24 protein-coding genes are annotated in these 21986 nt (G+C 62.1%); 13 read left to right on the top strand and 11 right to left on the bottom strand.

Features of this window, described 5'->3' with window-relative positions; genetic code table 11:
* Positions 1 to 189: 189 nt before the first annotated feature.
* From X757_RS1000000167975 to X757_RS148940, 3 genes are all read right to left on the bottom strand, one after another.
* Entirely contained in the window at positions 190 to 345 is a 156-nt protein-coding gene (locus X757_RS1000000167975) for a hypothetical protein (protein ID WP_156033724.1), read from the bottom strand.
* A gap of 472 nt (positions 346 to 817) precedes the next feature.
* The gene (locus X757_RS1000000166600; RefSeq protein WP_023704064.1) at positions 818 to 1111 is read right to left on the bottom strand and encodes a hypothetical protein; all 294 of its coding nucleotides are present in this window, start codon (positions 1109 to 1111) and stop codon (positions 818 to 820) included.
* A gap of 192 nt (positions 1112 to 1303) precedes the next feature.
* Positions 1304 to 3097: a PAS domain S-box protein gene (locus X757_RS148940; protein ID WP_032996227.1), complete on the bottom strand. Its 1794-nt coding sequence runs from the start codon at positions 3095 to 3097 to the stop codon at positions 1304 to 1306.
* 155 nt (positions 3098 to 3252) lie between these two features.
* On the opposite strand from X757_RS148940, the gene X757_RS148945 reads away from it, so the two are divergent.
* Positions 3253 to 3621 (top strand): response regulator, encoded by a 369-nt coding sequence (locus X757_RS148945; RefSeq protein WP_023726520.1) that lies wholly within the window; start codon positions 3253 to 3255, stop codon positions 3619 to 3621.
* 428 nt (positions 3622 to 4049) lie between these two features.
* On the opposite strand, the gene X757_RS1000000168535 is transcribed toward X757_RS148945, so the two are convergent.
* Entirely contained in the window at positions 4050 to 4208 is a 159-nt protein-coding gene (locus tag X757_RS1000000168535; RefSeq protein WP_023726519.1) for a hypothetical protein, read from the bottom strand.
* 130 nt (positions 4209 to 4338) lie between these two features.
* Positions 4339 to 6339, bottom strand: coding sequence for an AI-2E family transporter (locus tag X757_RS148950; protein ID WP_023726518.1), 2001 nt, complete (start codon positions 6337 to 6339; stop codon positions 4339 to 4341).
* A gap of 185 nt (positions 6340 to 6524) precedes the next feature.
* On the opposite strand from X757_RS148950, the gene X757_RS148955 reads away from it, so the two are divergent.
* Together X757_RS148955 and X757_RS148960 are read left to right on the top strand one after the other, a co-directional pair.
* Positions 6525 to 6758 (top strand): hypothetical protein, encoded by a 234-nt coding sequence (locus X757_RS148955; protein WP_023671105.1) that lies wholly within the window; start codon positions 6525 to 6527, stop codon positions 6756 to 6758.
* Between the two features lie 237 nt (positions 6759 to 6995).
* Positions 6996 to 8036 carry an aminopeptidase gene (locus X757_RS148960; protein ID WP_032996219.1) on the top strand — a complete coding sequence of 347 codons (1041 nt, stop codon included), beginning with the start codon at positions 6996 to 6998 and terminating at the stop codon, positions 8034 to 8036.
* A gap of 29 nt (positions 8037 to 8065) precedes the next feature.
* Here X757_RS148960 and X757_RS148965 read toward each other — a convergent pair whose 3' ends face one another.
* Complete coding sequence (locus X757_RS148965) at positions 8066 to 9271, bottom strand: ROK family transcriptional regulator (protein ID WP_023751363.1); 1206 nt, start codon at positions 9269 to 9271, stop codon at positions 8066 to 8068.
* A gap of 145 nt (positions 9272 to 9416) precedes the next feature.
* Between X757_RS148965 and X757_RS148970 the strand changes: the two genes are divergently transcribed.
* From X757_RS148970 to X757_RS149000, 7 genes are all read left to right on the top strand, one after another.
* Complete coding sequence (locus X757_RS148970; RefSeq protein ID WP_023683165.1) at positions 9417 to 10682, top strand: ABC transporter substrate-binding protein; 1266 nt, start codon at positions 9417 to 9419, stop codon at positions 10680 to 10682.
* An 81-nt stretch (positions 10683 to 10763) separates the two neighbouring features.
* Complete coding sequence (locus tag X757_RS148975) at positions 10764 to 11699, top strand: carbohydrate ABC transporter permease (protein ID WP_023683164.1); 936 nt, start codon at positions 10764 to 10766, stop codon at positions 11697 to 11699.
* Positions 11692 to 12597, top strand: coding sequence for a carbohydrate ABC transporter permease (locus X757_RS148980; RefSeq protein ID WP_023671100.1), 906 nt, complete (start codon positions 11692 to 11694; stop codon positions 12595 to 12597). The genes X757_RS148975 and X757_RS148980 overlap by 8 nt, the downstream gene beginning before the upstream one ends.
* Positions 12598 to 12679: 82 nt before the next feature.
* Entirely contained in the window at positions 12680 to 13786 is a 1107-nt protein-coding gene (locus tag X757_RS148985; protein ID WP_023726515.1) for an ABC transporter ATP-binding protein, read from the top strand.
* Positions 13787 to 13825: 39 nt separating this feature from the next.
* Entirely contained in the window at positions 13826 to 14593 is a 768-nt protein-coding gene (locus X757_RS148990) for an SDR family NAD(P)-dependent oxidoreductase (RefSeq protein WP_023726514.1), read from the top strand.
* Positions 14590 to 15600 carry a sugar phosphate isomerase/epimerase gene (locus tag X757_RS148995; RefSeq protein WP_245275070.1) on the top strand — a complete coding sequence of 337 codons (1011 nt, stop codon included), beginning with the start codon at positions 14590 to 14592 and terminating at the stop codon, positions 15598 to 15600. Before X757_RS148990 ends, X757_RS148995 begins: the two co-directional genes overlap by 4 nt.
* A 16-nt stretch (positions 15601 to 15616) precedes the next feature.
* Entirely contained in the window at positions 15617 to 16429 is an 813-nt protein-coding gene (locus X757_RS149000) for an SDR family NAD(P)-dependent oxidoreductase (protein WP_023726512.1), read from the top strand.
* Between the two features lie 408 nt (positions 16430 to 16837).
* Here the strand turns inward: X757_RS149000 and X757_RS149005 are convergent, their stop codons facing one another.
* The 5 genes from X757_RS149005 to X757_RS0134065 form a co-directional block, all read right to left on the bottom strand.
* Entirely contained in the window at positions 16838 to 17272 is a 435-nt protein-coding gene (locus X757_RS149005) for a hypothetical protein (protein ID WP_023671095.1), read from the bottom strand.
* A gap of 693 nt (positions 17273 to 17965) precedes the next feature.
* On the bottom strand, positions 17966 to 18514 hold the full coding sequence (locus X757_RS149010) for a dihydrofolate reductase family protein (RefSeq protein WP_023726511.1): 549 nt from the start codon (positions 18512 to 18514) through the stop codon (positions 17966 to 17968).
* A gap of 186 nt (positions 18515 to 18700) precedes the next feature.
* Entirely contained in the window at positions 18701 to 18970 is a 270-nt protein-coding gene (locus tag X757_RS1000000169700; protein WP_023726509.1) for a PilZ domain-containing protein, read from the bottom strand.
* Positions 18971 to 19029: 59 nt separating this feature from the next.
* Positions 19030 to 19239, bottom strand: a complete 210-nt coding sequence (locus X757_RS149020; protein ID WP_023671091.1) for a hypothetical protein — start codon at positions 19237 to 19239, stop codon at positions 19030 to 19032.
* A gap of 201 nt (positions 19240 to 19440) precedes the next feature.
* Positions 19441 to 19839 carry a hypothetical protein gene (locus X757_RS0134065; RefSeq protein WP_023726508.1) on the bottom strand — a complete coding sequence of 133 codons (399 nt, stop codon included), beginning with the start codon at positions 19837 to 19839 and terminating at the stop codon, positions 19441 to 19443.
* A gap of 145 nt (positions 19840 to 19984) precedes the next feature.
* On the opposite strand from X757_RS0134065, the gene X757_RS149025 reads away from it, so the two are divergent.
* The 3 genes from X757_RS149025 to X757_RS149035 all read left to right on the top strand — a co-directional run bounded on the left by X757_RS149025 (position 19985) and on the right by X757_RS149035 (position 21809).
* The gene (locus X757_RS149025; protein WP_155923304.1) at positions 19985 to 20158 is read left to right on the top strand and encodes a hypothetical protein; all 174 of its coding nucleotides are present in this window, start codon (positions 19985 to 19987) and stop codon (positions 20156 to 20158) included.
* Positions 20159 to 20418: 260 nt separating this feature from the next.
* Complete coding sequence (locus X757_RS149030; RefSeq protein WP_023726507.1) at positions 20419 to 21171, top strand: DUF4142 domain-containing protein; 753 nt, start codon at positions 20419 to 20421, stop codon at positions 21169 to 21171.
* Between the two features lie 32 nt (positions 21172 to 21203).
* The gene (locus tag X757_RS149035; protein ID WP_023704148.1) at positions 21204 to 21809 is read left to right on the top strand and encodes a general stress protein; all 606 of its coding nucleotides are present in this window, start codon (positions 21204 to 21206) and stop codon (positions 21807 to 21809) included.
* Positions 21810 to 21986 lie beyond the last annotated feature (177 nt).

Genomic DNA, 21986 nt, shown 5'->3' with positions numbered 1-21986 from the left:
CGGCCGTGGCACTGACGCCCACACCGCCACCGCCACCGCCGCCGCTCCTGACGACGCCATTCGTGCCAGGGGAGCCCAAAGCGCCGGCCCCGCCGCTGATGCTGGTTGCAATGGTCCCGTCTGTCGAGATGACCAGACCCGTAGCACCAGTGGCACCGGCAACGCCATTTGGGTTGTTGGCTGTCCCACTTACCGCTCCCGATCCTCCTGGCGCCCCGTCACCCGTCGTGAGGTCAATGCCGCCACCACCGCCACCAGCGGTCGCGCCATTGGCGGCATTCTGACCCGTGGCACTCGCGAGCGCGCCGTCAACGCCACCTTGTCCAGCGCCTGCGCTGCTACCATTGCCGCCATCTGCCCGAGCCGGCGCGGCGCTCAGCGCAAGGGCAACAGTTAGGATCGTCAAGGTGGAAGTGCTGGAGCGAAGCGACACGACTTGCGGCAAGCGCGCGAGATGCAAAACCCAAAACCCATCACGCGCAATCCGCTCCGCCATGCCTAAGCTCCCTGATTCCTGAGTGCGCGAAGGCAGCATGAAAGCTATTCGCCCGCAAGAAGTTTATAGTCATGAGAGCTACCAAGAAGCTAACGGTGATCAGTAAAATGAAGTCTGCGACTTTTGAGCGACAGAAAATAGTCAATATTAGATATAGCTTATTAAACAGAGACCTTACGGAATCGCGAGAACAATCTCGCTGCATCAATTTATGCGGAAACGTTCGGACCTCCTGGGCTCCAGCCGATCCCATCGGGCGGAGGTGAGTTTCGCCTCTACGGGGGCGATGAGGCGCTAGGCTGCCCCTTGAGCGACCCCTCACTATCCTGCAAGAAGTGATTCTGTAATCGACTCCCACTCTGCGTCTAGCTTGCCAGTTGCCACAGGCTGCCCGGCGCGGCGGTACCAGTAGGCTGCATTAGAAAGGTCGCCTTCTTTGCGGTGCAGATAGGCATGAACCCATACAGAGGCCGGATCAGATTCGTTGGCCTGCACACACTCATGCGCCCGCTCCCAATCGCCCTGTCTATCCCACCATAGAGCGTGGAGCGCCATCCCAAGATTCGCCGGGGGCTCTACTCCCTGAAGGGTCGCACGGAACTCGTCGATGTCCATAGTTACCTCGCCTCTGGCTACGCCGGTCCTGTCCCGTTCCGTGCAACGAAATGCGCCCTCTGCCGGTGATTTGCTCTGCCGACTTTAGCAATGGCTCTGGCGATCTTTAGCGGAAACGGGGTTTTCGCTCGGCAAAGGCCGCATCAAGGGCTTCCAATTGACGAATGCTCGTTGCAGGGCTGCTTCCTGCTTCTAAGCTTCTTGGACGACAGAAGCTGCCACGGAAACCGAAGGCGCTTCCAGGCTCCATGTTATGCCATGCGGACCGTGTTCGAGAATTCCCTGCCCACTAACCGCTGCGGGCGCGACCCGCTTCAGCACCACGGTTCCAAAGCCACCTTGTCCGACAGTCTGAACCTGCGGACCATCGCTTTCGACCCAGGTGAGGTGAAAGAGCCTCGAACCCCCGGAACCGGTGATGCCCCATGTGACCGAAATCCGGCCCTTGTCCCCTGAGAGCACGCCATATTTGGCCGAGTTGGTCGCCAGTTCGTGGAAGGCAATCCCGAGATACTGAACTGCGTTGGGACTGAGCACCAATGATGGGCCCGACATTTCGATCAAATCCCCCCGCGGGAAAGGCTCGACCTGGGCCGCCAAAAGGTCGCTGATCGTGGCACCCTTCCAATCCGCCGATACAAGCAGGTCGTGAGATCGTGACAACGCCATGATGCGCTCGCGCACCTGGGTTTCAAATTGTTTTGGCGTCTCCGATCGCTTGTTGGTCTCCCGGATCATTGACAGGATGACCGAATACTGGTTTTTCACCCGGTGGTTGACCTCGCGCATCAGCATGCGGATGCGATATTCATTCTCCTTCGTCGACGTGATGTCTCGCGCTATCTTCGATGCGCCGGTGATCTGCCCGGTTGCGTTACGCACGGGCGATATCGTCAGTGAAACCGGAACCAGGCTGCCATCCTTGCGCTGGCGGGTCGTTTCGAATGGTTCGACGCGCTCGCCGCGGCGAATGCGTTGGAGAATGCGGGGTTCCTCGTCCTGATGGTCTTCGGGGATCAGCATGGTCACCGACCGGCCAATCGCTTCGTCGGCGGTGTAGCCGAAAAGCCGTTCGGCGCCCTGGTTCCAGCTTTTTATGATGGTGTTGAGATCCTTGCTGACGATCGCGTCAAATGAGGATTCCACGATCGCTGAGAGGTGCTGCCTGGTTTCTTCGGCACGTTGGCGGTCCGTCAGGTCCAGCAGCATGTTGACGGCGCCGATCAGAGCGCCGTGCTCGTCCCGCAGCGGTGTCGGGTAGGGCAGGAACGGAAAAAACGATCCGTCGGGACGTTGCGCAACAGCTTGCTGATTGCGGACCGGCCTGTTCTCCTTGAGCGCGATGGCCATCGGGCATTCATCGTGCGGCAATTCCTTGCCGTCGGCAGTGAACAGCTTGAACGTCACGCACCATTTATCCTTGCCGATTTCAGGCTCCCTGCCTGCCAGATCGGCCGCGGCGCGGTTGTAGTAGGTGATCGTCCCATCCTGATCGGTCGTGTAGATGGCGACGGGTAGGCCGTCGAGTATCTGGTGATAGGTACTGTCATGCTGCCTGAGCTCCGAGCGGGTGTGCACCAAGTCGGTTACATCGACCGTGAAGCACCGGGTGTTGATCAGCTTGCCGTCCCGGAAATGTCCGCTTGAGGTGACTTCGACGTGTTTGATCGATCCATCGCTGGCCCTCAATCGCGCCGGATATCTTACGATCTTCTCGCCATTGGCAAGGCGACCCAAAATGTCCTCTATGACGTCCCGGTCGGGATAGAACTCGGCGATGTGGCAACCGAGGTAGTCCTCTGCGGGATAGCCGAGAAGGTCGAGCTCAGCCTGGTTGGCATGCACGATTACGCCGTCTGCGTTCACCAGATGGAGGGCAACGGCGCCGTTTTCGAAGAAATCCTTGTAATCGAAATCCAGACCGTCATTGCTGGACACCCCCGGGTTTTCGAAGGCGACAACATTCGCCTGTGTTGCTTCATGCATCCCAAACACCTTGTCCAGTCCAACCAAATATAATGCGGCTTGGATCAGTTGGTTCCCATTGCTCGCGGTCTCGACCCGCTGCGTACGGGAACCGGACCCTAAAAGGGTCGTAGCCTCGACTCGTCTTCCATCTACAAACGTGCGATCATCCGCGCATGGGCAAACCCTTGGTCCTTGTCGTTGACGACGAAGCCTTGATAGCACTGGATATGGAGTCCACTCTTTCGGAGGCGGGCTTTGCCGTGGCATTGGCGGCGACATGTTCCCAGGCGAAACGTTTTCTTGCGGACCATACCCCCGCCGCAGCGATCCTGGACGTCAGGCTGTCGGACGGCGAGGCTGTTGACGCGGCAAAAACCTTGGCAGGGCGGGCGGTTCCTTTCATCGTCTATTCCGGCCTGGGGCTCGAGGAAACCCCCGAAGCGTTCTCGTCTGGCGTAAGAGTGATGAAACCCGCCGGACCTGCAGAGGTGGTCCGGGCTCTCAAAGCGATGACCGCCGCGCAGCATAAGGCGACGGGATAGCCGTGCTCTGAGCACCTTTGGTCTAAATTAGCCAGGCGCTGCCGGAGCAGCTGCCGCGCCTCACGGAGCAGCGAATTGCGGCCGGTGCCGATCAGGCGAACAAGGTCGCGCCCGCGATCCTCGGTGATGCCGGTCTCCCTGGCAATTGACAGCACCAGTGCTTCTTCCCTTCCACTTTCTTAGGGTCGTGCCTTGCCCGTGCTGGCATGCCTTCTCCATCGGCTCAACGCCAAGATCTGCGAGAGACTCATTCCTCGACGCACGGTCAACCTCTTTGTGCCGCGTTTGAGCGGCGGAGATAGCGGCTCAATTTGCATTACCCGGATCCATCCTGGCACAGCCAAGAGGCCGGTCCGTTCGCACGATAATGCGCCCCGCGCAGGGACGGCGCCAGCATGGGCCAGATCGACCAGGCAGATTGAGCAGTCCTATGTCTCTCCGAACTCGGTTTCGTTTCTTGACGTCGGGTGCCGCTCATAGTCAACGGGCGGCGGCAGGAGCACGACTTCGGTCTCCTTGCGGCCGAACTCTCTGCCGATCTGGAACGCTGCATAGATCGCGCCAAGGCGGATAAGGAATCTAAGCATGGGGGGTCTCCTTCGATGTTAGGAACCGCAAGGCCGCGAGATTGTTCCATGGCTTGCGAGTGGGGGACGATCTTGCCGTCTCACCAGGCATTCCAGCGCCGGCGCGGCAATCTGAGACATGGCGGTGCGGCTAGGCTGTTGCGGCCGTTGCCTGGGCCGGGATCCGTTTTCGAGGGGCCGGACGGCGTCGATCGCGGCGTTTCGAAACGACTTTGAGGGGAACGGCCGGCGCTGGAGAAAGTGCGCCAAGCACAGCGTTGACCATGCCGTGCGCTACGAAATCGGCGCTGATGTCGGCGGCCAAAGCTTGCCTTTCTTGCCCGACATCGCCCTGCTCCGCGTCTGACCAGAACACAATCCCAATTCTCAAACCTGCCTTGGCGCGCTTCAGTCTCCGGACCAGAAAGCGGGCATGCTTGAGCGAATCCCGGTTCAGGAAACCGACCACGACGGTGTCGATCGCCTCTAGTTCGAGACGACGAATACCTGCCGGCTCCATATCGACAAAACTGGCCTTCGCCACCGTAGCACCTTGCACCTCCAGCACCTGAGCGAGCATGGCGGCAGCGGCATCGTCGAGTTCGCCGCGACCGCCGGCACAAAGCACCGACATGTCCTTGCCGTCGGGCAGCTCGATCTCTTCCTCTTCGACGCCATCTGTTTCCCTGATCGCGCTCCCTTCCGCGGTGGTTGCCGGCGCGTCTTCCTCGCTTGCCTCTTCCTGTGCATCGTCGGCAAGATTTGCCACAAGAATTTGGGCGCTCGCCGCCACCTGCCTTCGCTGTTGATCGCCCATCACGCCACGCATGCGGTCCTGCTCGCCCAACAGGAGAGCAGGAATGGCGACAGTGTCGTAGAAATCGATCAGGTACTTCTCCTCGAGGATCTCCTCGGCATGGTCAGTGGCCTCGTCGGGATCGCCGGCCAGGAGCCGTTGATAGAGCCGGGCGTGAGCTTCAAGGACGGGCTCGTTGCCAAACAGGACGTCGAGAAATTCGAACTGCGGAACATGTCGCCCGAGGACGACGAGGCAAACTGTCAGCGGCGTCGAAAGGACCAGGCCGAGCGGCCCCCACAACCATGTCCAGAAAATTGCCGCAACGATGATTGCCAAAGGAGAAAGTCCCGTGCGCGAGCCATAGAGCCACGGTTCGATGACGTTGCCGGTTACCAATTCCATGACGACAAACAGTGCGGCGGTCCACAGCACCAGCGACCAGCCGGGCGCAACCGCCAAGGCCAGAAACAAGGGCAGCAGCATGCCGATAACAGGGCCGATATAGGGAACGAAGCGCAGCGCCAGTGCCAGCAACCCCCACAGCAGCGCGTTGGGAATGCCGAGCACCCAAAGGCCAATTGCGATTGGTATCGCGTAGACGATGTTGACCACCAATTGCATGATCAGATAACGGCCAACCCGTTTGCCGGCATCCTGCAATGCCTGCGTTGTGCGATGGAGGTCGCCATAGCCGACGAGGCGGATAAACCGGTCGCGCAGATCCTCGCGCTCAAGCAACATGAAGATGACGACGATGATGATCAGGCCAGCTGATGCCAGCGGGCTGATCAACGGTCCGATGATGTTCTGCAATACCTCCAGAGGTCTCTCGCGGGCGACGATCTCGACGGGAACAGGCTCGCGCCGGGGCTTGTCGGCCGCAGGCGGCGCCACATCCTGCTTGTCGATCTCCTGACCGACACGCTCGATCACCCCGCTCAGCCTGGCAATTATGCCGCCACCAACGCCCGTCTCCTTGAGGGAACGCACCTTGGTCAGAATGTTTGTCTGGTAGACGGAAATGTTCTGAGCAAGCTCGCTTACCTGGGTCGCAACAATGAAGCTGAACAGGCCCAGGGCCGCGAATGCGCCAATCACGCTCAGAAGCACTGCGGGCAGCCGAGGCAAGCCGACACGCTTCAGTGCGGAGACCATCGGCACCAGAGCAAAGGTCAAAAGCAGCGCGATGGCAATGGGAAGGAACACCTCACGACCGAAATACAGCGCAGCTACTGTCGTGACGATGGTTGCCACGGTAGGCAGAGCTGTGCGCGGATGGGCATTGCCTGCCGCAAGAATCCGTCCTAGCCCCCGCTCGGACGATGAGATGTCGTTTCGACGATTGGCAGCCACGTGATTCCCCCCGTTTCCTAGCGATAGTTAGACCCATTCGCCTGCCGGGCAATGTTTAGCAGGGCCGAATACATACGTTTTGCGGTTTTGCGCCCTGGGCGCTGTGCTCTGACGGTTCAGTCGATATCGTCGGAGCCGCAAATCTGTGGTAAAGCCGCCGCCCAACCAACCAAAGGACGACATCTGTGAGCGAACCGACTGTGGCCGAAGCGACCGAAAGTATCTATGCCTCGCTGCGGGCGGACAATGCCGACATCGACGCCCATATCGCGACGCTCAAGGCTGCGCTGACACGAGAGGGCGCAAAACAGGCGGTGTTCGATCCGGCAAAATTGGCGCAGAACAACCGCTCGGGCCGTAAGTTGATGCAGGCTTATTTTCGCCAGCGCGGCGTGAGCGTGAGGTTTTCGGACCAGTAGCGCGCTGCAGCTTGGGGAACGGCGTCCCAACGGACGGTCCGTATCTCGCCCGCTCCGCCCTGCGGTGGACTTTCGTCAATCCTAGGCGAATGCCCGCATTGCCCTGCCCAGGTCGGTGTCGCCCCCTGCCCCTGCAGCTCTTGACGGAAACCGGTGCCTCCTGTTTGAGGTGGACCAGGACGTTTGCTGCATGGGGAGATGGGCAAGGGTGGGCAAACAGTGAAGCGCGTTCTTCAGATGCTTGCCGCGGCGATCATCGCGTCCGGGGCGACCGGCTGCACGAGCATTTCCTACTACGCGCAGTCGTTGCAGGGTCACGCGCAGATCATGGCCGCGCGCAGGAATGTCGGGAAACTCATCCTTGACCCTTCGACGCCCGAGGCATTGCGCGCGAAATTGACGTCGGCCAGCGCGATAAGACGGTTTGCGACGGATGAACTGGCATTGCCCGAGAACAGCAGCTACCGCAGCTATGTCGACATCCATCGCGACGCCGTGACCTGGGCCGTTTTTGCCGCGCCGCAATTCTCGCTCGCGCCACGAACATGGTGCTTTCCGGTTTTCGGCTGCGTTCCATACCGGGGTTATTTCTCCCGGAAATCCGCGGCTGAAAGCGCTGTCGAGCTCCAAAGACAGGGCCTCGACGTCTATGTCTCGGGCGTCACTGCCTATTCCACGCTTGGCTGGTCCAGTGACCCGCTGCTGAGCACGATGCTTCGTCAGGACGACACCTATCTCGCAAGCCTTGTTTTTCATGAACTGGCGCATCAGCGCTTCTATATCGATAACGATTCCGCATTCAACGAGGCGTTCGCCGTTGCCGTCGAAACCAGCGGCGTCAGGAAATGGCTCCGCGCCGCCGGCGACCGGGCCGGATTGCGCCGATACGAAGCCGACCGCAAGCGCGGCGCCGATTTTCTCGGACTGGTGTCGAAAACGCGCGACGAGTTAAGGCAGGTCTATGGTAGTCCCCGCACCCCGGAAAAGATGGCGGCCGCCAAGGCAGCAACCATCGACCGGTTGCGGATGCGCTATCGGCGGATGCGCGACAGGCACTGGGCGGGATACCGGGGATACGACGCCTGGTTCGCTGCCCCGATCAACAACGCCAAGCTCGCCGCAACTTCTGTCTACGGTGAACAGGTTCCGGCCTTTCTTCGCTTGTTCGACCTGTGTTCCGGCGACTATCCGAGGTTTTACGCTTCTGTCCGGCGGATCGCGGATTTGCCCAAATCGTCCCGCGCCGAAGCGCTCAAGGCTGCCGACACGTGCAATTGACTTGAACAAGCACAGGCAGGTCCTGACGATCACCCCAGCGACAGTTCCTTCGTCTGGTGTCTCAAAACGAGGCCGACCGCGCCCAGCAAGGCATCGTTCTCGGTGTGCCTGCCAACGATGATGCGCGTGCGCAGCGCGGGAGCGACATCCCGGGACTTGATCAGCGTGTGGCGTTCATAGGACGCGATCAGCGGCGTCAGCAGAATGTCGCCTGCCAACGCCATGTGGCCGCCGATGATGATAAGCGGCGGGTTGAGCACTGAGCCGATGAGGCCGAGACCCCGACCGGCGATCTCGGCGGTATCCTCGATCATCCGCAACGCCCTGACGTCGCCCTGCTCGGCCATGGCGATGACATCGTCCATGGTGACTTGCCGCCCAACGACACGCGAAATCTGTTCCAGCGGCCGGGTAAAACTCGCGTAGAGCTCCAGGCAGCCGCGATTGCCGCAGCGGCAAAGGTCGCCGCCGGGATCGATGCTGATGTGCCCGAATTCGCCGGCGCCGCCGGCGACGCCCGTCACCAGCCGGCCATGCTGGACAATGGCCCCGCCGACACCCAGATCGATCTTGAACAGCACGAAATCGTCCTGGCCGACGGCCGCACCCCACATCAGCTCGGCAATGGCCGCGCAGTTGCTCTCGTTGTCGGCGAAGATCGGCTGTTCCAGAACGGGGCCGAACACATCTCGTATGTTGACGCCGGCCCATGTTGGAACCATGCTGGCGCGCAGCACCACTCCATCGCGGCTGACAGGACCGGAGACGGAGACACCAACCCCCAGGAGCCCCGCCACCGGCAGACCGTTTTCCCTGTAAGATTGGGCAATTGCCGATTTGACCGCCTGGGCCGCCTGTTGCGGCTGGTAGTCCAGCGCCATTGGAATATTTTGTTCGGCAATGACGGAATGCGAGACATCGGCGACGATGAGCCGTATCTGCTGAAGAGCCAGGTGAATGCCGACGCAGGTGCCCGCTGTCGGATTGAGCGTCACCGCCGCGGCTGGCCTGCCGATGCCTCTGATGCCGTCGCGGCTGGTCGGGGCTTCGATCACCATTCCAGACTTTTTCAAGCCGTTAAGCGCGGTTGACACCGTCGAGCGCGCCAGACCGGTGGCGCGTGCGATCTGCAACGCGGAGAGTGCGCCGCGCTCGCTCAGGCAGCGCACGATCATGCTCTCCGGCGACGCGGAGGGTCTGTCGATCAGCCAGGTTCTAAGCGAAGGTTTTGTCATGGCTCAACATAAACATCGTTGACTGATAGCTCCAATATGTCATCTTGGAAAGAACTCGAGATTGACGCATCTCGCTGGCGGCGACTTCAAACCGCGGCCATAAGCGGTCGAGACGAACCGTGCAACACGATATGGGAGTGAAACGATGAAGTCCGTCATGACCGCGCTTGCGGCCGCTGCTGCGTGCACATTTTTCGCCGGGGCAGCCTTCGCCGAACCCAAGACGAACCTTTTGCACCAGTGGGCGACCGGATCGGACGCCCAGGCGATCGCCAAGCTCGGCGAGATGTTCACCGCCAAGGGCGGCAAATGGGAACAGACCTCGATCGCCGGCCACACCGCCAATACGCTGGCCAAGCTGCGCGCCGACGTGATCGCCGGCAATGCCCCGCCTGCCGTGCAGCTCAAGGGCCCGGAAATCGCCGAATGGAACGAGACCGGCATGACCGCCGATCTCGACGAGTTGGCGGCCTCGGAAGGGTGGGAGAAAGTGGTGGCGCCGGAATTGCTTCCGGTGATGAAGCCGACCGGCAAATGGGTCGCCGCGCCCATGAACATCCACCGCATCAACTGGCTCTGGGCCTCGCCCAAGGTCATGCAGGCGGCCGGCGTGGCGGAAATGCCGAAGACCTGGGCCGAGTTCAATGCGGCCTGCGACAAGATCGTCGCCACAGGCAAGATCTGCATCTCGCATTCGACCGCCGACTGGACGGATTCGACGGTGTTCGAGGTCGTGCTCTACGGCCAGGACATCGATCTCTACCGCAAGGCCTTCGTCGAAGGCGATGTCGAGTCCATGCGCAGCCCGGGGATGGTCAAGGCCTTCACGCAGATGCGCCTGATGACGAGCAAGTACATGGATCCGGGCATGGTCGGCCGCGACTGGGATTCGATGTCGGCGCTCGTCGGCAAGGGCGACGCGGCGTTCCACATCATGGGCGACTGGACGATCGGCCTTTTGACCGCCGCTGGCTTCAAGGAAGGCACCGACTATGTCTGCGCCCAGGCGCCGACCGATTGGGGCAAACCCGGCTTCATCCTCAACTCGGACTCGGTCGTGTTCTTCAAGCAGAAGGACCAGGATTACATCGACGGCCAGAAGCTGCTGGCCAGCCTGATCCTGTCGCCCGACTTCCAGACGGTCTTCAACCAGGCCAAGGGCTCGATCCCCGCACGCCTGGATATCGATCTGTCGAAGGGCTTCAATCCGTGCCAGCAGCTCTCGCAGAAGGATCTGCAGGCTTCGATCAAGGAGGGCACGCTGGTCCGCTCGATGGCGCACAACATGACCATCCCGCAGAAGATGCGCGGCGCGATCATGGACTCCATTACCGAGTTCGTGGCGACGCCGGACATGTCGCCCGAGGATGGCGCCAATGCGATGGCCGACGCGGCGGAAGCACAGAAATAGATGGCAACGGCCGGGCGCGATGCCTATCCGCCCGGCCGTCCTCCCTTCCAGTCCCGTGCTCTGCCAATTTCCGTGCCCTGAATGTCAAATCACGACCTGATCCTGTCGGTACCGGCACCCGCCCGCCCCTGGCGCGAGCGGCTGGGCTCCGCGATGCCCTTGCTGGTGCTCGGCCCCTCTCTCGTGGCGAGCTTCGTCTACGTCTTCGTGTTCACCGGCTGGACGCTCTACATCTCTGTCTCGAACTCCTCGCTGCTGCCGACCTACGGCTTCGTCGGCCTGGAGAACTACGCGTCGCTGTGGGCGAACCGGCGCTGGAACATCGCCTACAACAACCTGTTTTTCTTCAGTGCTTTCTACATCGTCGGCTCGATGGCGGTGGGACTGCTGCTGGCGATCCTGATCGACCAGCGCGTGCGCGGCGAAGCGGCCTGGCGCACGATCTTCCTCTATCCGCTGGCCGTCTCCTTCATCGTCACCGGCACGGTCTGGAGCTGGCTCTACAATCCGACCGACGGCATCCAGGCCATGGTGCGCGGTTTCGGCTGGGCGAGCTTCAGTTTCGCACTCGCCAGCGACCGGCACTATGCGATCTACGCGCTGATCATCACCGGTGTCTGGCAGGCCTCGGGCTTTGCCATGGCGCTGTTCCTGGCCGGCCTGCGCTCGGTGGATCAGGACCTCGTCAAGGCCGCGCAGATCGACGGCGCATCGACGTTCCGCATCTATCGCAAGGTGCTTCTGCCAACCATTGCGCCGATCTTCCTGGCGGTCGCCGTCATCCAGATCCAGTTCGCCATCAAGACCTTCGACCTCGTGGCGGCCCTGACCAAAGGCGGCCCGGGGATCTCGACCACCTTCCCCGCCATCTACGTCTATGACCTGATGTTCCAACGCGGCCAGATCGGCGAAGGTGCGGCCGCCGCCATCATGATGCTTGCCGCTGTTGCCGTGGTGCTGGTGCCCTATTCATTCTGGGTGGTCTGGCGCCGGCGCAAGGAAGCCGGCCATGGCTGACGTCTCCCTGGACCAGTCGCTCGACCGTCGCGCTGCCGCAGTCGCGTCGCGCCGGCATTTTCTCACCCGCTTCGCCATCTATGGGCTGCTGGTCGTCTTCGCGGCGATCTACCTGGTCCCGTTGCTGGTGGTGGTGCTGAATTCATTCCGCGACCAGCAGGAGATCGCGCGCAACGGGTTGATCTCGCTGCCGCGCAGCTTCCGCCTCGATGCCTGGGGCCAGGCCTGGAGCACCTATTGCATCGGCGGCACCTGCGAGGGCATGCAGCGCAACTTCTACAACTCCCTGAAGATGACGATCCCGGCCACGATCATCTCGACGGCGGTCGGCGCGATGAACGGTTACATCCTGTCGAAATGGCGCTTCAGAGGTTCGGAAGCTTTGTTCACCTGCATGCTGCTCGGCGTCTTCATTCCGGGCCAGATTTCGTTGATGCCGTGGGCGTTCATCCTCGGCAATCTCGGCCTCAGCAATTCGGTCTACGGGCTCGTCCTCATCCACGTTATCCAGGGCATTTCGTTCACCACTTTGTTTTGCCGCAACTACTACGTCAGCATCCCCGACGACCTGATCAAGGCGGCGCGCATCGACGGCGCCGGCTTCTGGCGCATCTTCCGCAAGATCATTCTGCCGCTCTCCTCGCCGATCCTGATCGTCACGGTGATCTGGCAGTTCACCGGCATCTGGAACGAATATCTGTTCGGCGTCGTCTTCACCTCCGGGCAGCAACAGCCGATCACGGCAGCGCTCGTCGCGCTGACGGCAAGCGGCACCAATGTGCGCGCCTACGATGTCATGAGCGCCGCCGTGCTGATCGGCGCGCTGCCGCCGCTGCTGATCTATCTCTTCGGCGGCAAGTATTTCGTTCGTGGCCTGACCCAAGGGGCGATCAAGTGAGGCGCCGTCAAGTGAGGCGCGATCCAGTGAGCGGAGCCTGTCTCCTGTCGCCGATCGTCCCGTCCGCCAAGAAGGGCATCGCATGTCGACATTGACCATCCGATCGCTGCGCAAGAACTTCGGCGCGGTCGAGGTGCTGAAGGGCATCGATCTCGAAGCGCGGAACGGCGAGTTCATCGCGCTGGTCGGACCGTCCGGCTGCGGCAAGTCCACTCTGCTGGCGATGATCGCCGGGCTCGAATCTGTTACCTCCGGCGAGATCCGCATCGACGGAAGGCTGGTCAATTCGGTGCCGCCGAAGGACCGCGACATCGCCATGGTGTTCCAGTCCTACGCGCTCTACCCGACGATGACGGTGCGCGAGAACATCACCTTCGGCATGGAAAGCCGCCGCGTCCCGAAGCCGCAGCAGGACGAGGCCGTCAAGCGGGTTGCCGCCTTCCTGCAGATCGAACCGCTGCTAGGGCGCAAGCCCGGACAGCTTTCGGGCGGCCAGCGCCAGCGCGTCGCCATGGGCCGGGCGCTGGTGCGCGATCCCAAACTGTTCCTGTTCGACGAGCCGCTCTCCAATCTCGATGCCAAGCTGCGCGTCGACATGCGCACCGAAATCAAGAAGCTGCATCACCGCGTCGGCAAGACCACCGTCTACGTCACCCACGACCAGGTCGAGGCGATGACGCTGGCGTCGCGCATCGCCGTGATGCATCAGGGCGAGGTCCAGCAATTCGACGATCCCGCCACGATCTACAACCGTCCGGCCAACATGTTCGTCGCCGGCTTCATGGGGTCGCCGGCGATGAATTTTTTGGCCGCCGAACTGAGCCAGGAAGGCGGTCGCCGCACTGTTGTCCTGCAGACCGCCGACGGCAAGACGGCCAGCCTGCCGATCGTCCAGGCGCTCCCATCCGACACGCCGCGACAGCTTGTGCTCGGCATCCGTCCCGAGCACATCTACCGCTTCGATCCCGATCTTGCGCGCCGCAAGCCGGGCATCGCGCAGATCGATGCCGTGGTCGAGTTGGTCGAGCCGACAGGCGCGGAGACCATGGCCGTCCTGCGCCTGGGCGGCAAGGAGATCACCGGTCGTTTCGACCCCGACGGCACGCCGCTTATGGGTGAGACGGTGACGCTCGGCATCGACATGGCGCGTGCGTGCCTGTTCGACCCGACGACCAAACGCTTGATCTGACCCGATCTGACCAAAGCTTGATTTGAAAAGAGTTCCGCCTTGTCCTTCGCCACCTATCCGAGCCTGTCCGAGCGCGTCGTGCTGATCACCGGCGGTGCGTCGGGCATCGGCGCCGACACGGTCCGCGCCTTCGCCGCCAATGGCGCACGAGTGGCGTTTCTTGATCTGCAGCAGGAGGCCGGCGAGGCGCTCGCGCGGGAACTCGCCGCCGCGGCAGCGCACGCGCCCCTGTTCCTGCGCTGCGATGTGACCGATATCCCCGCCCTCCAGGCCGCGATCGGCACGGTGCGCGACCGCCTAGGGCCTGTCGCGGTGCTGGTCAACAACGCCGCCGATGACAATCGCCAGCCGGTCGCCGACGTGACCCAGGCGACTTGGGACCATGCCCAGGATGTGAACCTCAGGCACCACTTCTTTGCCGCCCAGGGCGTGCATCCGCACATGAAGGAAGTGGGCTTTGGTTCGATCGTCAATTTTTCCTCGATCGCCTGGCGTTTCGGCGCGTCAGAGATGGCCCCCTATGCGGCGGCCAAGGCTGCGGTGGTCGGGCTGACCTTCGCGCTGGCGCGGGCGTTTGGCCCCGACAACATCCGCGTCAACGCCATCGAGCCGGGCGCCGTCATCACCGACCGGCAGCGGGAGCTTTGGTACAAGACCGAAGGTTCGGTCGACCAGGTCGTGCAGCGCCAGGTGATCCGCAAGATTCTGCTCGGCGAGGAGATCGCGCGCACGGTGCTGTTCCTCGCCGCCGACGACAGCCGCATGATCACCAAGCAGTCGATCACCGTGGATGCCGGCCTGCGATGACCACACCTGACTCAAAGGATCGCTTCATGCTCGAGGTCGGCCTGAACCCCTACGGCCTGACCTATCATCTCGGCCTCCAGGGCCGCGGCACGCCACGCGCCAATCCTAGACCTGCGGGGCTCGAAGGTTTCATCGCGCTCGCGACCGATCTCGGCGCGCGCGTGCTGGAGATCTGGGTGCCATGGCTGACCGAGCTTTCCGACGACGCGGTGATCGCGCTGCGCGAACGGCTCGCCGGCCTTCGCATCGCGCCGGTCGTCAGCGGCGGCCTGCTGGTGGGCGAACCGCTCGACGATGCCTTTCGGGCCGCGCGCCTGCTCAAGGCCAAAATCATCCGCACGGCGCTGACGCCCATTCTCTGCGGCGACCGCAACGCCGCCGGCGAAAAATGGAGCGAGTACGCCGGCATCATTCGGGGGCGATTGGTGGAGTGGGGTCCCCGCGCGAATGCCGAAGGGTATGTCCTTGCGATCGAAAACCACCAGGACTTTACCAGCCGGGAACTCGTCGATTTCTGCGCCCTCGGTGGTGACAGTGTGGGCGTCACCTTCGACACCGGCAACACGTTCCCGGTCGGCGAAGCGCCGCTCGATTTCACGCGCGCGATCGCCCCCCATGTCCGCCATGTCCACCTCAAGGATTACCGCGTGCAGTTCACGACCGAAGGTTACCGGCTGATCCGCTGCGCCATCGGTGACGGTGCTGTGCCGTTCGCCGAGCTGTTTGCAATTCTTGCCCAGCACCATGATCGCCTGACCGCCGTCCTCGAACCGGGCGCATTGGAGGCGCGGCATGTCCGCTATCTCAGCGACGACTGGTGGCGCGGCTATCCCCCGAAGACGGCACGCGAATTTGCCGCCTGCCTGGCGGCCGCGCAGCGCAACCGGCTGCCCGACGATGCCGACTACCGCACCCCCTGGGAGCGCGAAGACGACGGCTCCCTGGTTTCCTATGAGCTCGACATGATCCGGCGCAGCGCCGCCAACATGCGCAAGCTGGTTCGATGAAAATGGAGAAGATCTGATGACGGCACGTGAACTCGATGGATTGACCGCCTTCGTCACCGGCTCCGGCCGTGGCCTCGGCCGCGTGATGGCCGAGCGCCTGGCCGAACTCGGCGCCAATGTCGCAATCCACGACATGAACGAGGAAGCGCCGGCCAAATATGGCGAGTTCGCCAATCTCGGCGAAGTGGTCGAGCGCCTGAAGCGGCATGGGACGAAGGTCACGTCGGTGACCGGCAACATTGGCGACCAGAAGGCGGTGGCCGAGATGAAGCGCAGGATCGAGGCCGATCTCGGTGACGTGCATGTGCTGGTCAATTGTGCCGGCGGCGACATCGGCGCCAAGGGCGGCAAGCCAAACCCGAACAACGCCCTGGACATCGAACTGGACGACATCCGCGTGCTCACCGAGAACAATCTGATCGGCACGATGCTGGTCTGCCAGGCCTTCGTGCCGCCGATGAAGCAGCGCGGCGGCGGCTCCGTCATCAACATCGCGTCGGCGGCGGCACATCTCGGCTGCTCGCCCGAGGTCGTCTACTCCACCTTGAAGGCCGCGGTCGTGCATTACACGCGCTGTCTCGCCAAGGAACTGATCGACGACGGCGTGCGCATCAACGCGGTCAGCCCAGGCGCCACCAAGACGGCACGCTTCCAGGCGACCCGCGTGGTCGATCCGGAGCGCATGGATTCCAGCCGCAAATCGCTGAACCGCTATGCGGAACCGGAAGAGATCGCGGAGGCGGTGGCGTTTCTGGCTGGCCCGCGGGCGCGGTTTATCAACGGGCAGGTGCTGCGGGTGGATGGCGGGTTTACGATCTTTCCGGGGTGATGGGGGAGGCCTCGAATTTCAATTTCAGGGCCGAAAGCGGAAGGTCCGTTTTCGGGATTCCTGGGTTAAATTGCCCCCTCACGCCTCGAGCTTTTCGCAGCGTCAAAACGGCTGTGGAGGGATTGGCAGGCTATACCGCTGACGAAGCGCACATGTGACGCACCGAGGATAAGTAACCCCGCTTGGTCACGAGGGCGCTGCCGACCGGTTGGTCGAAACTGGCGCTGGCACTCGCTATTCACGAAATTGCCGATCACCCTGACGAGGCCCACTAAGCAATGGTGAACGTCATTTCTGAAGTCGCAAGCAACTCGGCCGCCCTACTCCATTGAGGTCAGCCATGCCTTCGCGGAGCCGACGCAATCTCTGCTGGAGCCTGCATGCTTCTTCAGGCGCGAGCGCTGTGTCTCAGTGCGGCATGAATCCTTTTCTCAGCCAAGCCAATATCTTGCTCCCATTGAGGACCCTGCGGACACGCCCGGCGGCCCAGCCAGCCTGCATGGTGGCGCCGGTGTGGCAACTGCAGACGATCTCATGCAACTGCCAATCGGAGAGTTCGAAGAAGCGTCTGGCTTCCCCGTAGGTATCCGATTGCATGCCCGATGCACGCAGCAGTGGATCGTCAAAGGCGACACTGATCGCCGATCCGACCGCGCGCGCTTCTCCGCGGACAGAGGGATGCAGATGCTCAGTCCCGGTGAGAGCCACAAGGGAGCGCGTCGGATTTCGATAGAGCAGTTCCGCCCACCGCTCTATCCGTTGCGTCCTTGTAGCCAGCAGAGCCGGCGATAGTGGACTGATGTCCGCGACTGACTGGAGTTGATCGAGTGTCTGGTGCTTCATGACTGCCTCCTGTTGGTCGTTCCAATCCCAAGGCCTTTGCTGCAGGATTGGCTCACACGCTAAGCCGCCTCGTAAAGGAGCGGCGGCCGATCAGGTGTTGCCACCAATCGCCCACAGGCACCACGCGGCGGCATCTGCAGCGACCCCAACTGCATTCCTTCGCCAATGTTCCAGCGGGATGAAAAAAACTGTGCGGCCGGCCGACCCGACGGACCCGGCTGGCGCACGCAGGATCCTGAACTGCTGGACGATGATGACGCAGGCCTGGAAAGGCGGCTAGGTTGGACCTTGCTTTTCAGGCTTGACCATGATGTTTCACTACCCGCTCGGTCATCGCGGGAAGGCCAGGAGCAGAGCCGCTGGCAACGGTGAGTTGCGGACGAGGGCGGGCGGTGGAGGACGACGCCCTTGGGCCGCCAGGTCACTGAAGGACCAACCGAAGCGGCGCTTCGGGCGTAAAAGCGATGTCCTTGTAGGTCTGCAATGTCTGCTTATGGAGTAACGGCGGCAAGGCCTCTTTGACCGGCATGGGGCGCATTGCTGACCGGCAGATTTTCGGCCGACAGCAGACCCTCTGCTGCTTGGGTACCCAGCACGCAAGCTGACATGTGAGACCTCGGTGCGAAGGCCGGGACCAGGCCCACTGCGAACGTACGTGTTGGTTCGCATGTTGGCGCTGAAGCGCCTTATCGTTCAGCCTCGCGGCACATAGATCATATGAACCGTATCGTCCTCGATCAATGTGCTCGACACCAGTTGCAGCGGAGGCCTTGCCTCGTGGAAGAAAGGCTTGCCCTTGCCGAGCACGAACGGCCTCACGTGCAGGTGATATTCCTCGATCAGGCCCAGCCCGGTCATAAGACCGGCCAGTTCCGGACCGGAAACGCTCAGGATACCCTCCGTGCGGGCCGCGATCTCGCGAATCTGCGTTTCAATATCGCCGGAGATGAGGGTGGCGTTGGGGCCGACCCGTGAAAGTGTGCGCGAAACGACCCATTTGGGCAGCTTGCGCCAGAGTGTCGCGAACTGGCGAAGCGAAGCATCCCATTCCGCGCGATCATCGTCCCAATAGCGCATGACCTCGTACATCCGGCGGCCATACACAGCGCCGGCATGGTTGCGAATCGTCTCGATCCAGTACTCGAAGTGCTTCTGGCTTGGTGCGCCCATGACCAGATTTCCGGCAAGGTCATCGACATAGCCATCGATGGAAACGTTCATTCCCAAGATAAGTTTGGCCATAAGCAGCGCCTTCACATAGTCGGTTCACGGATTAACCGCTTGTAATTTGCAAGCAGTGAGACGCTATAGCAACTGATTGCAAATCGCAAGCAGCATGGAAAGAAGCGTTCGTGCCGCAAACGCGCCCTGCCTTGTCCCATCAACCCTGGACTTGAACAGCTGGGTGATCCGTCCGGCTACCGCCATCTACGCCTGCCTTCCCGAATCAAGCTGCACCCCAAGTCGCTCGTTCCGTCTCCACCGCACCACGGCGCGATAGCTGGTATGATCGACTGGCACGTGAAGCACGAAACGGTCGGGGATTGCGATATCGGCCTTGACCCGTAGCTCCGCGCCGTGGGCGTGCTGGTTGCAAACCAGACAATTGATACTGGCGTCGCCAACGCGGATTGTCGCTTCCTTCAGAACAAGATCACGGATATGCGACCGTCGCTCTATCGGTGGGTCAGCCGGCATTGCCTTATCCCTCTGATTTGACGACCTGAAACTCTTCTGAACCCGGGATGGAAAGCGCACTACCGGCCCAGCGGTTGCCTCGAAAGACTGACGAGCTCGGCTTCGTCGACCACGCCGGCCATATAGTTCGCGATAATCCGGGATGCGATGGCGTCGCGTGCTTCGGGCGACTGACCGTCGCGCTTAAGCTGCTCGAATACACGGCCCAACAGCTCGAGTTCGGATGGCTGCAAAACGCCGGCCTCGGTGGCTTTGCGTCGAATAGGCATTTGTGATCCTCCACTACGGTCAACAACATACGACCGCGGCAGGGAAACTCAACTCACCTGTCGAGGGCGCCGCGCGGGCGGCGCCGACCACAAATCCCGTTTACCCGAGCGGGGAGTTTTTCACTCAAAGCCACAGTGATCTGGCGTCCATACAAAGCCCGCCAGCAAAGCCGGCGGGCGCAATATTCATAAGATACGCCGCTAGAACCAGCTTCGGTCGCGTTCCTGGCTTTGCCCGAGCAGCATGCCGATCAACAACCCGGCAATGCCGCCAAGCACGAAAGCGCTGCTGATGGTGCCGGGATTTTGCTGGACGGCTTCGGACACCGTCTGCGCCTGCGATCTCAGCTGCTGCGTTGCCCGTGCCGCGCGCTCGGTCGCGCTGCCATACCAGCCGCCGGCTTCGCCGACGGCATCTTCTGCACGGTCGGCAAGCGTCCGGTTGATCTTGCTGATCTCGCGCTTCAGCGATGCAACCTGCTTCTCCAGGGCCTCCTGGGCCTCTCGGGCGGACATCTTCGGGGTGTCCTTCGGGGTGTCCTTCGGGGTGTCCTTCGGGGTTTCCTTCGCGGTATCCTTCGGGGTGTCGTTGTCGGCCATGGCTGTTCCTCTCGTTGAGGCAGGGGGAACGGCCAACGGACAAGGATGGTTCCGCCGCCTGCGCTCACAGTCATTCACCCGGCCGGCCGCCAACTTTGGGAACACTCTCCCGATCCAACGGTTGTGGCTGATGGAGGGCACGCATTTGTCGAATCGATCGAGCCATGCTGAAACGCTGCGGACGGTCTCCGACCTGCTCCACCGCGCCCGCCGTGTCATCCGCGACGGCGGCCATGCGGCGGCGATGTTCGAAATAGATACGCTGCTGCAGGTCGCCCAGACAGAGGTTGCGCGCCGCCTCGAACGAAACGATCGCTGAACCTCGATAGGCCACCGCGGGCGCTATTCATTGCGGGCGGCGAAGGCCTCGTTTCCCTTTGCGATGGACTTGCAAGGCGCCCATCGAGCAGGTCGCCGTCCGCGCCACGCGTCGACATCGCAAAGGCGCAAAATCCGAGGATGAGGGACCATCATCGCGGCATCGACCCTCCCTGTTATAACGCTTGGGCGGCGGAACAAAGCTTGGCCGCACTGGTTAGGCTCACAGCACGATGTGTGCCCCAACGAGGATCTCTGTCCATGAAAACACGTGTTCTTCTAGCTTCGCTGGCCACCGCCACAGCCATGGTCTTCGCCCTGCCCGCCTTCGCCGCCGACAGTGCTCAGGACTTTGTCGACAAGGCCGCCATCGGCGGCATGTTCGAGGTGGATTCGAGCAAGGTCGCCGAGGGCAAGGCGCAGGATCAAGGCGTCAAGGATTTCGCCAAGAAGATGATCGACGATCACGGCGCCGCCAACGCCAAGCTTGCGACCATCGCCGGCGAACAGAAGCTGAAAGTGCCAACGGAGCTGGACGCCAAGCACAAGGCCGATCTGGAGGCTCTGCAGAATGCCAACGATGCCGTCGACAAGCCCTATGTCCAGATGCAGCGCGATGCGCATTCGGAGGCAGTCACGCTGTTCGAGAGCTATGCCAAGGGCGGCGACAACGCGCAGCTGAAGACCTTCGCCTCCGAGACCTTGCCGACGCTCAAAATGCATCAGGAAATGGTCGAGAAGATCGCTTCCGCCGACAATGCATCGTCGACCACCAGCTCCACCACCCCGGCCGTGAGCACGACCGACACCACCAATCCGGCCGCCCCGGTCCCGGGTGCCAACAGCTTCACCGAGGATCAGGCCAAGAGCCGCATTCAGGATGCCGGCTTCTCCGGCGTGTCCAAGCTGACCAAAGACGACCAGGGCATCTGGCGCGGTCAGGCCACCAAGGATGGCAAGACCACGACCGTGGCGCTCGATTATCAGGGCAACGTCGTTGCCGGCGCGAACTGAACCCTCTGAACCAGAACGAGGAGATCAAGACCATGAAAACCGTAACCGGACTTTTCGACAACTACGATGATGCCTCCGATGCCGTCGGCGAACTGGAGGCAATCGGCGTGCCGCAGGCCGACATCAGCATCGTCGCCAACAATTCGGATGACTGGTACGACGACGGCGACACTTCAAACGCCGCCGAGGATGCAGCCGGCGGCGCCGGTCTCGGAGCCGTCATTGGCGGCGCCGGCGGGCTTCTGACAGGGCTCGGCATCATGGCCATTCCGGGCGTCGGTCCTGTCGTGGCCGCAGGATGGCTGGCCGCCACCGCGGTTGGCGCCGTTGGCGGCGCGGTCGTCGGTGGCGCTGCCGGCGGCATCGTCGGGGCGCTGACCGAGTCAGGCGTCCCCGAAAGGGATGCGCATGTCTATGCGGAGGGCGTTCGCCGCGGTGGCACGATGGTGACCGCCAGGGTCAGCGACGAACTCGCCGATGAGGCCGAGCGTATTCTTGGCGAGTCCAACTCGGTCGATCTGCAAGACCGCCGACGCGCCTACGAAGCCGGTGGCTGGACCGGCTTCGATGCCAATGCCGACCCCTACACCGACATCGAGGCCGAGCGCGACAGAACGCGCAACGCCAGCCCACTTTGATCATCGAGCCCCNGCCGCCATACGGCGGCGGGGCCAAGGGTGCTTTCGGCGCGCTGCGAGCGACATTCAATTTCGGCCATAAGGGGCGGGTCTATTCGGACCTGCCCGTTTTCGCTGTTGCCTTGGCTTGACCGGCTCTTGCCGTGTTAGCATCGAACCAACGGAACCAGCCCCAGG

This window comes from Mesorhizobium sp. LSHC412B00 (genome assembly GCF_000503035.1).
Classification (GTDB): domain Bacteria; phylum Pseudomonadota; class Alphaproteobacteria; order Rhizobiales; family Rhizobiaceae; genus Mesorhizobium.
The sequence above is the reverse complement of the archived record's forward strand: the minus strand, read 5'-3'. Positions and strand labels throughout refer to the sequence as shown.

Coding starts and splice junctions, on each gene's coding strand:
- X757_RS1000000167975 (WP_156033724.1), bottom strand. CDS start 345: ATGGTAGCAGCGCAGGCGCTGGACAAGGTGGCGTTGACGGCGCGCTCG.
- X757_RS1000000166600 (WP_023704064.1), bottom strand. CDS start 1,111: ATGGACATCGACGAGTTCCGTGCGACCCTTCAGGGAGTAGAGCCCCCG.
- X757_RS148940 (WP_032996227.1), bottom strand. CDS start 3,097: ATGCATGAAGCAACACAGGCGAATGTTGTCGCCTTCGAAAACCCGGGG.
- X757_RS148945 (WP_023726520.1), top strand. CDS start 3,253: ATGGGCAAACCCTTGGTCCTTGTCGTTGACGACGAAGCCTTGATAGCA.
- X757_RS1000000168535 (WP_023726519.1), bottom strand. CDS start 4,208: ATGCTTAGATTCCTTATCCGCCTTGGCGCGATCTATGCAGCGTTCCAG.
- X757_RS148960 (WP_032996219.1), top strand. CDS start 6,996: ATGCTTGCCGCGGCGATCATCGCGTCCGGGGCGACCGGCTGCACGAGC.
- X757_RS148965 (WP_023751363.1), bottom strand. CDS start 9,271: ATGACAAAACCTTCGCTTAGAACCTGGCTGATCGACAGACCCTCCGCG.
- X757_RS148970 (WP_023683165.1), top strand. CDS start 9,417: ATGAAGTCCGTCATGACCGCGCTTGCGGCCGCTGCTGCGTGCACATTT.
- X757_RS148975 (WP_023683164.1), top strand. CDS start 10,764: ATGTCAAATCACGACCTGATCCTGTCGGTACCGGCACCCGCCCGCCCC.
- X757_RS148980 (WP_023671100.1), top strand. CDS start 11,692: ATGGCTGACGTCTCCCTGGACCAGTCGCTCGACCGTCGCGCTGCCGCA.
- X757_RS148985 (WP_023726515.1), top strand. CDS start 12,680: ATGTCGACATTGACCATCCGATCGCTGCGCAAGAACTTCGGCGCGGTC.
- X757_RS148995 (WP_245275070.1), top strand. CDS start 14,590: ATGACCACACCTGACTCAAAGGATCGCTTCATGCTCGAGGTCGGCCTG.
- X757_RS149000 (WP_023726512.1), top strand. CDS start 15,617: ATGACGGCACGTGAACTCGATGGATTGACCGCCTTCGTCACCGGCTCC.
- X757_RS149005 (WP_023671095.1), bottom strand. CDS start 17,272: ATGAAGCACCAGACACTCGATCAACTCCAGTCAGTCGCGGACATCAGT.
- X757_RS149010 (WP_023726511.1), bottom strand. CDS start 18,514: ATGGCCAAACTTATCTTGGGAATGAACGTTTCCATCGATGGCTATGTC.
- X757_RS1000000169700 (WP_023726509.1), bottom strand. CDS start 18,970: ATGCCGGCTGACCCACCGATAGAGCGACGGTCGCATATCCGTGATCTT.
- X757_RS149020 (WP_023671091.1), bottom strand. CDS start 19,239: ATGCCTATTCGACGCAAAGCCACCGAGGCCGGCGTTTTGCAGCCATCC.
- X757_RS0134065 (WP_023726508.1), bottom strand. CDS start 19,839: ATGGCCGACAACGACACCCCGAAGGATACCGCGAAGGAAACCCCGAAG.
- X757_RS149030 (WP_023726507.1), top strand. CDS start 20,419: ATGAAAACACGTGTTCTTCTAGCTTCGCTGGCCACCGCCACAGCCATG.
- X757_RS149035 (WP_023704148.1), top strand. CDS start 21,204: ATGAAAACCGTAACCGGACTTTTCGACAACTACGATGATGCCTCCGAT.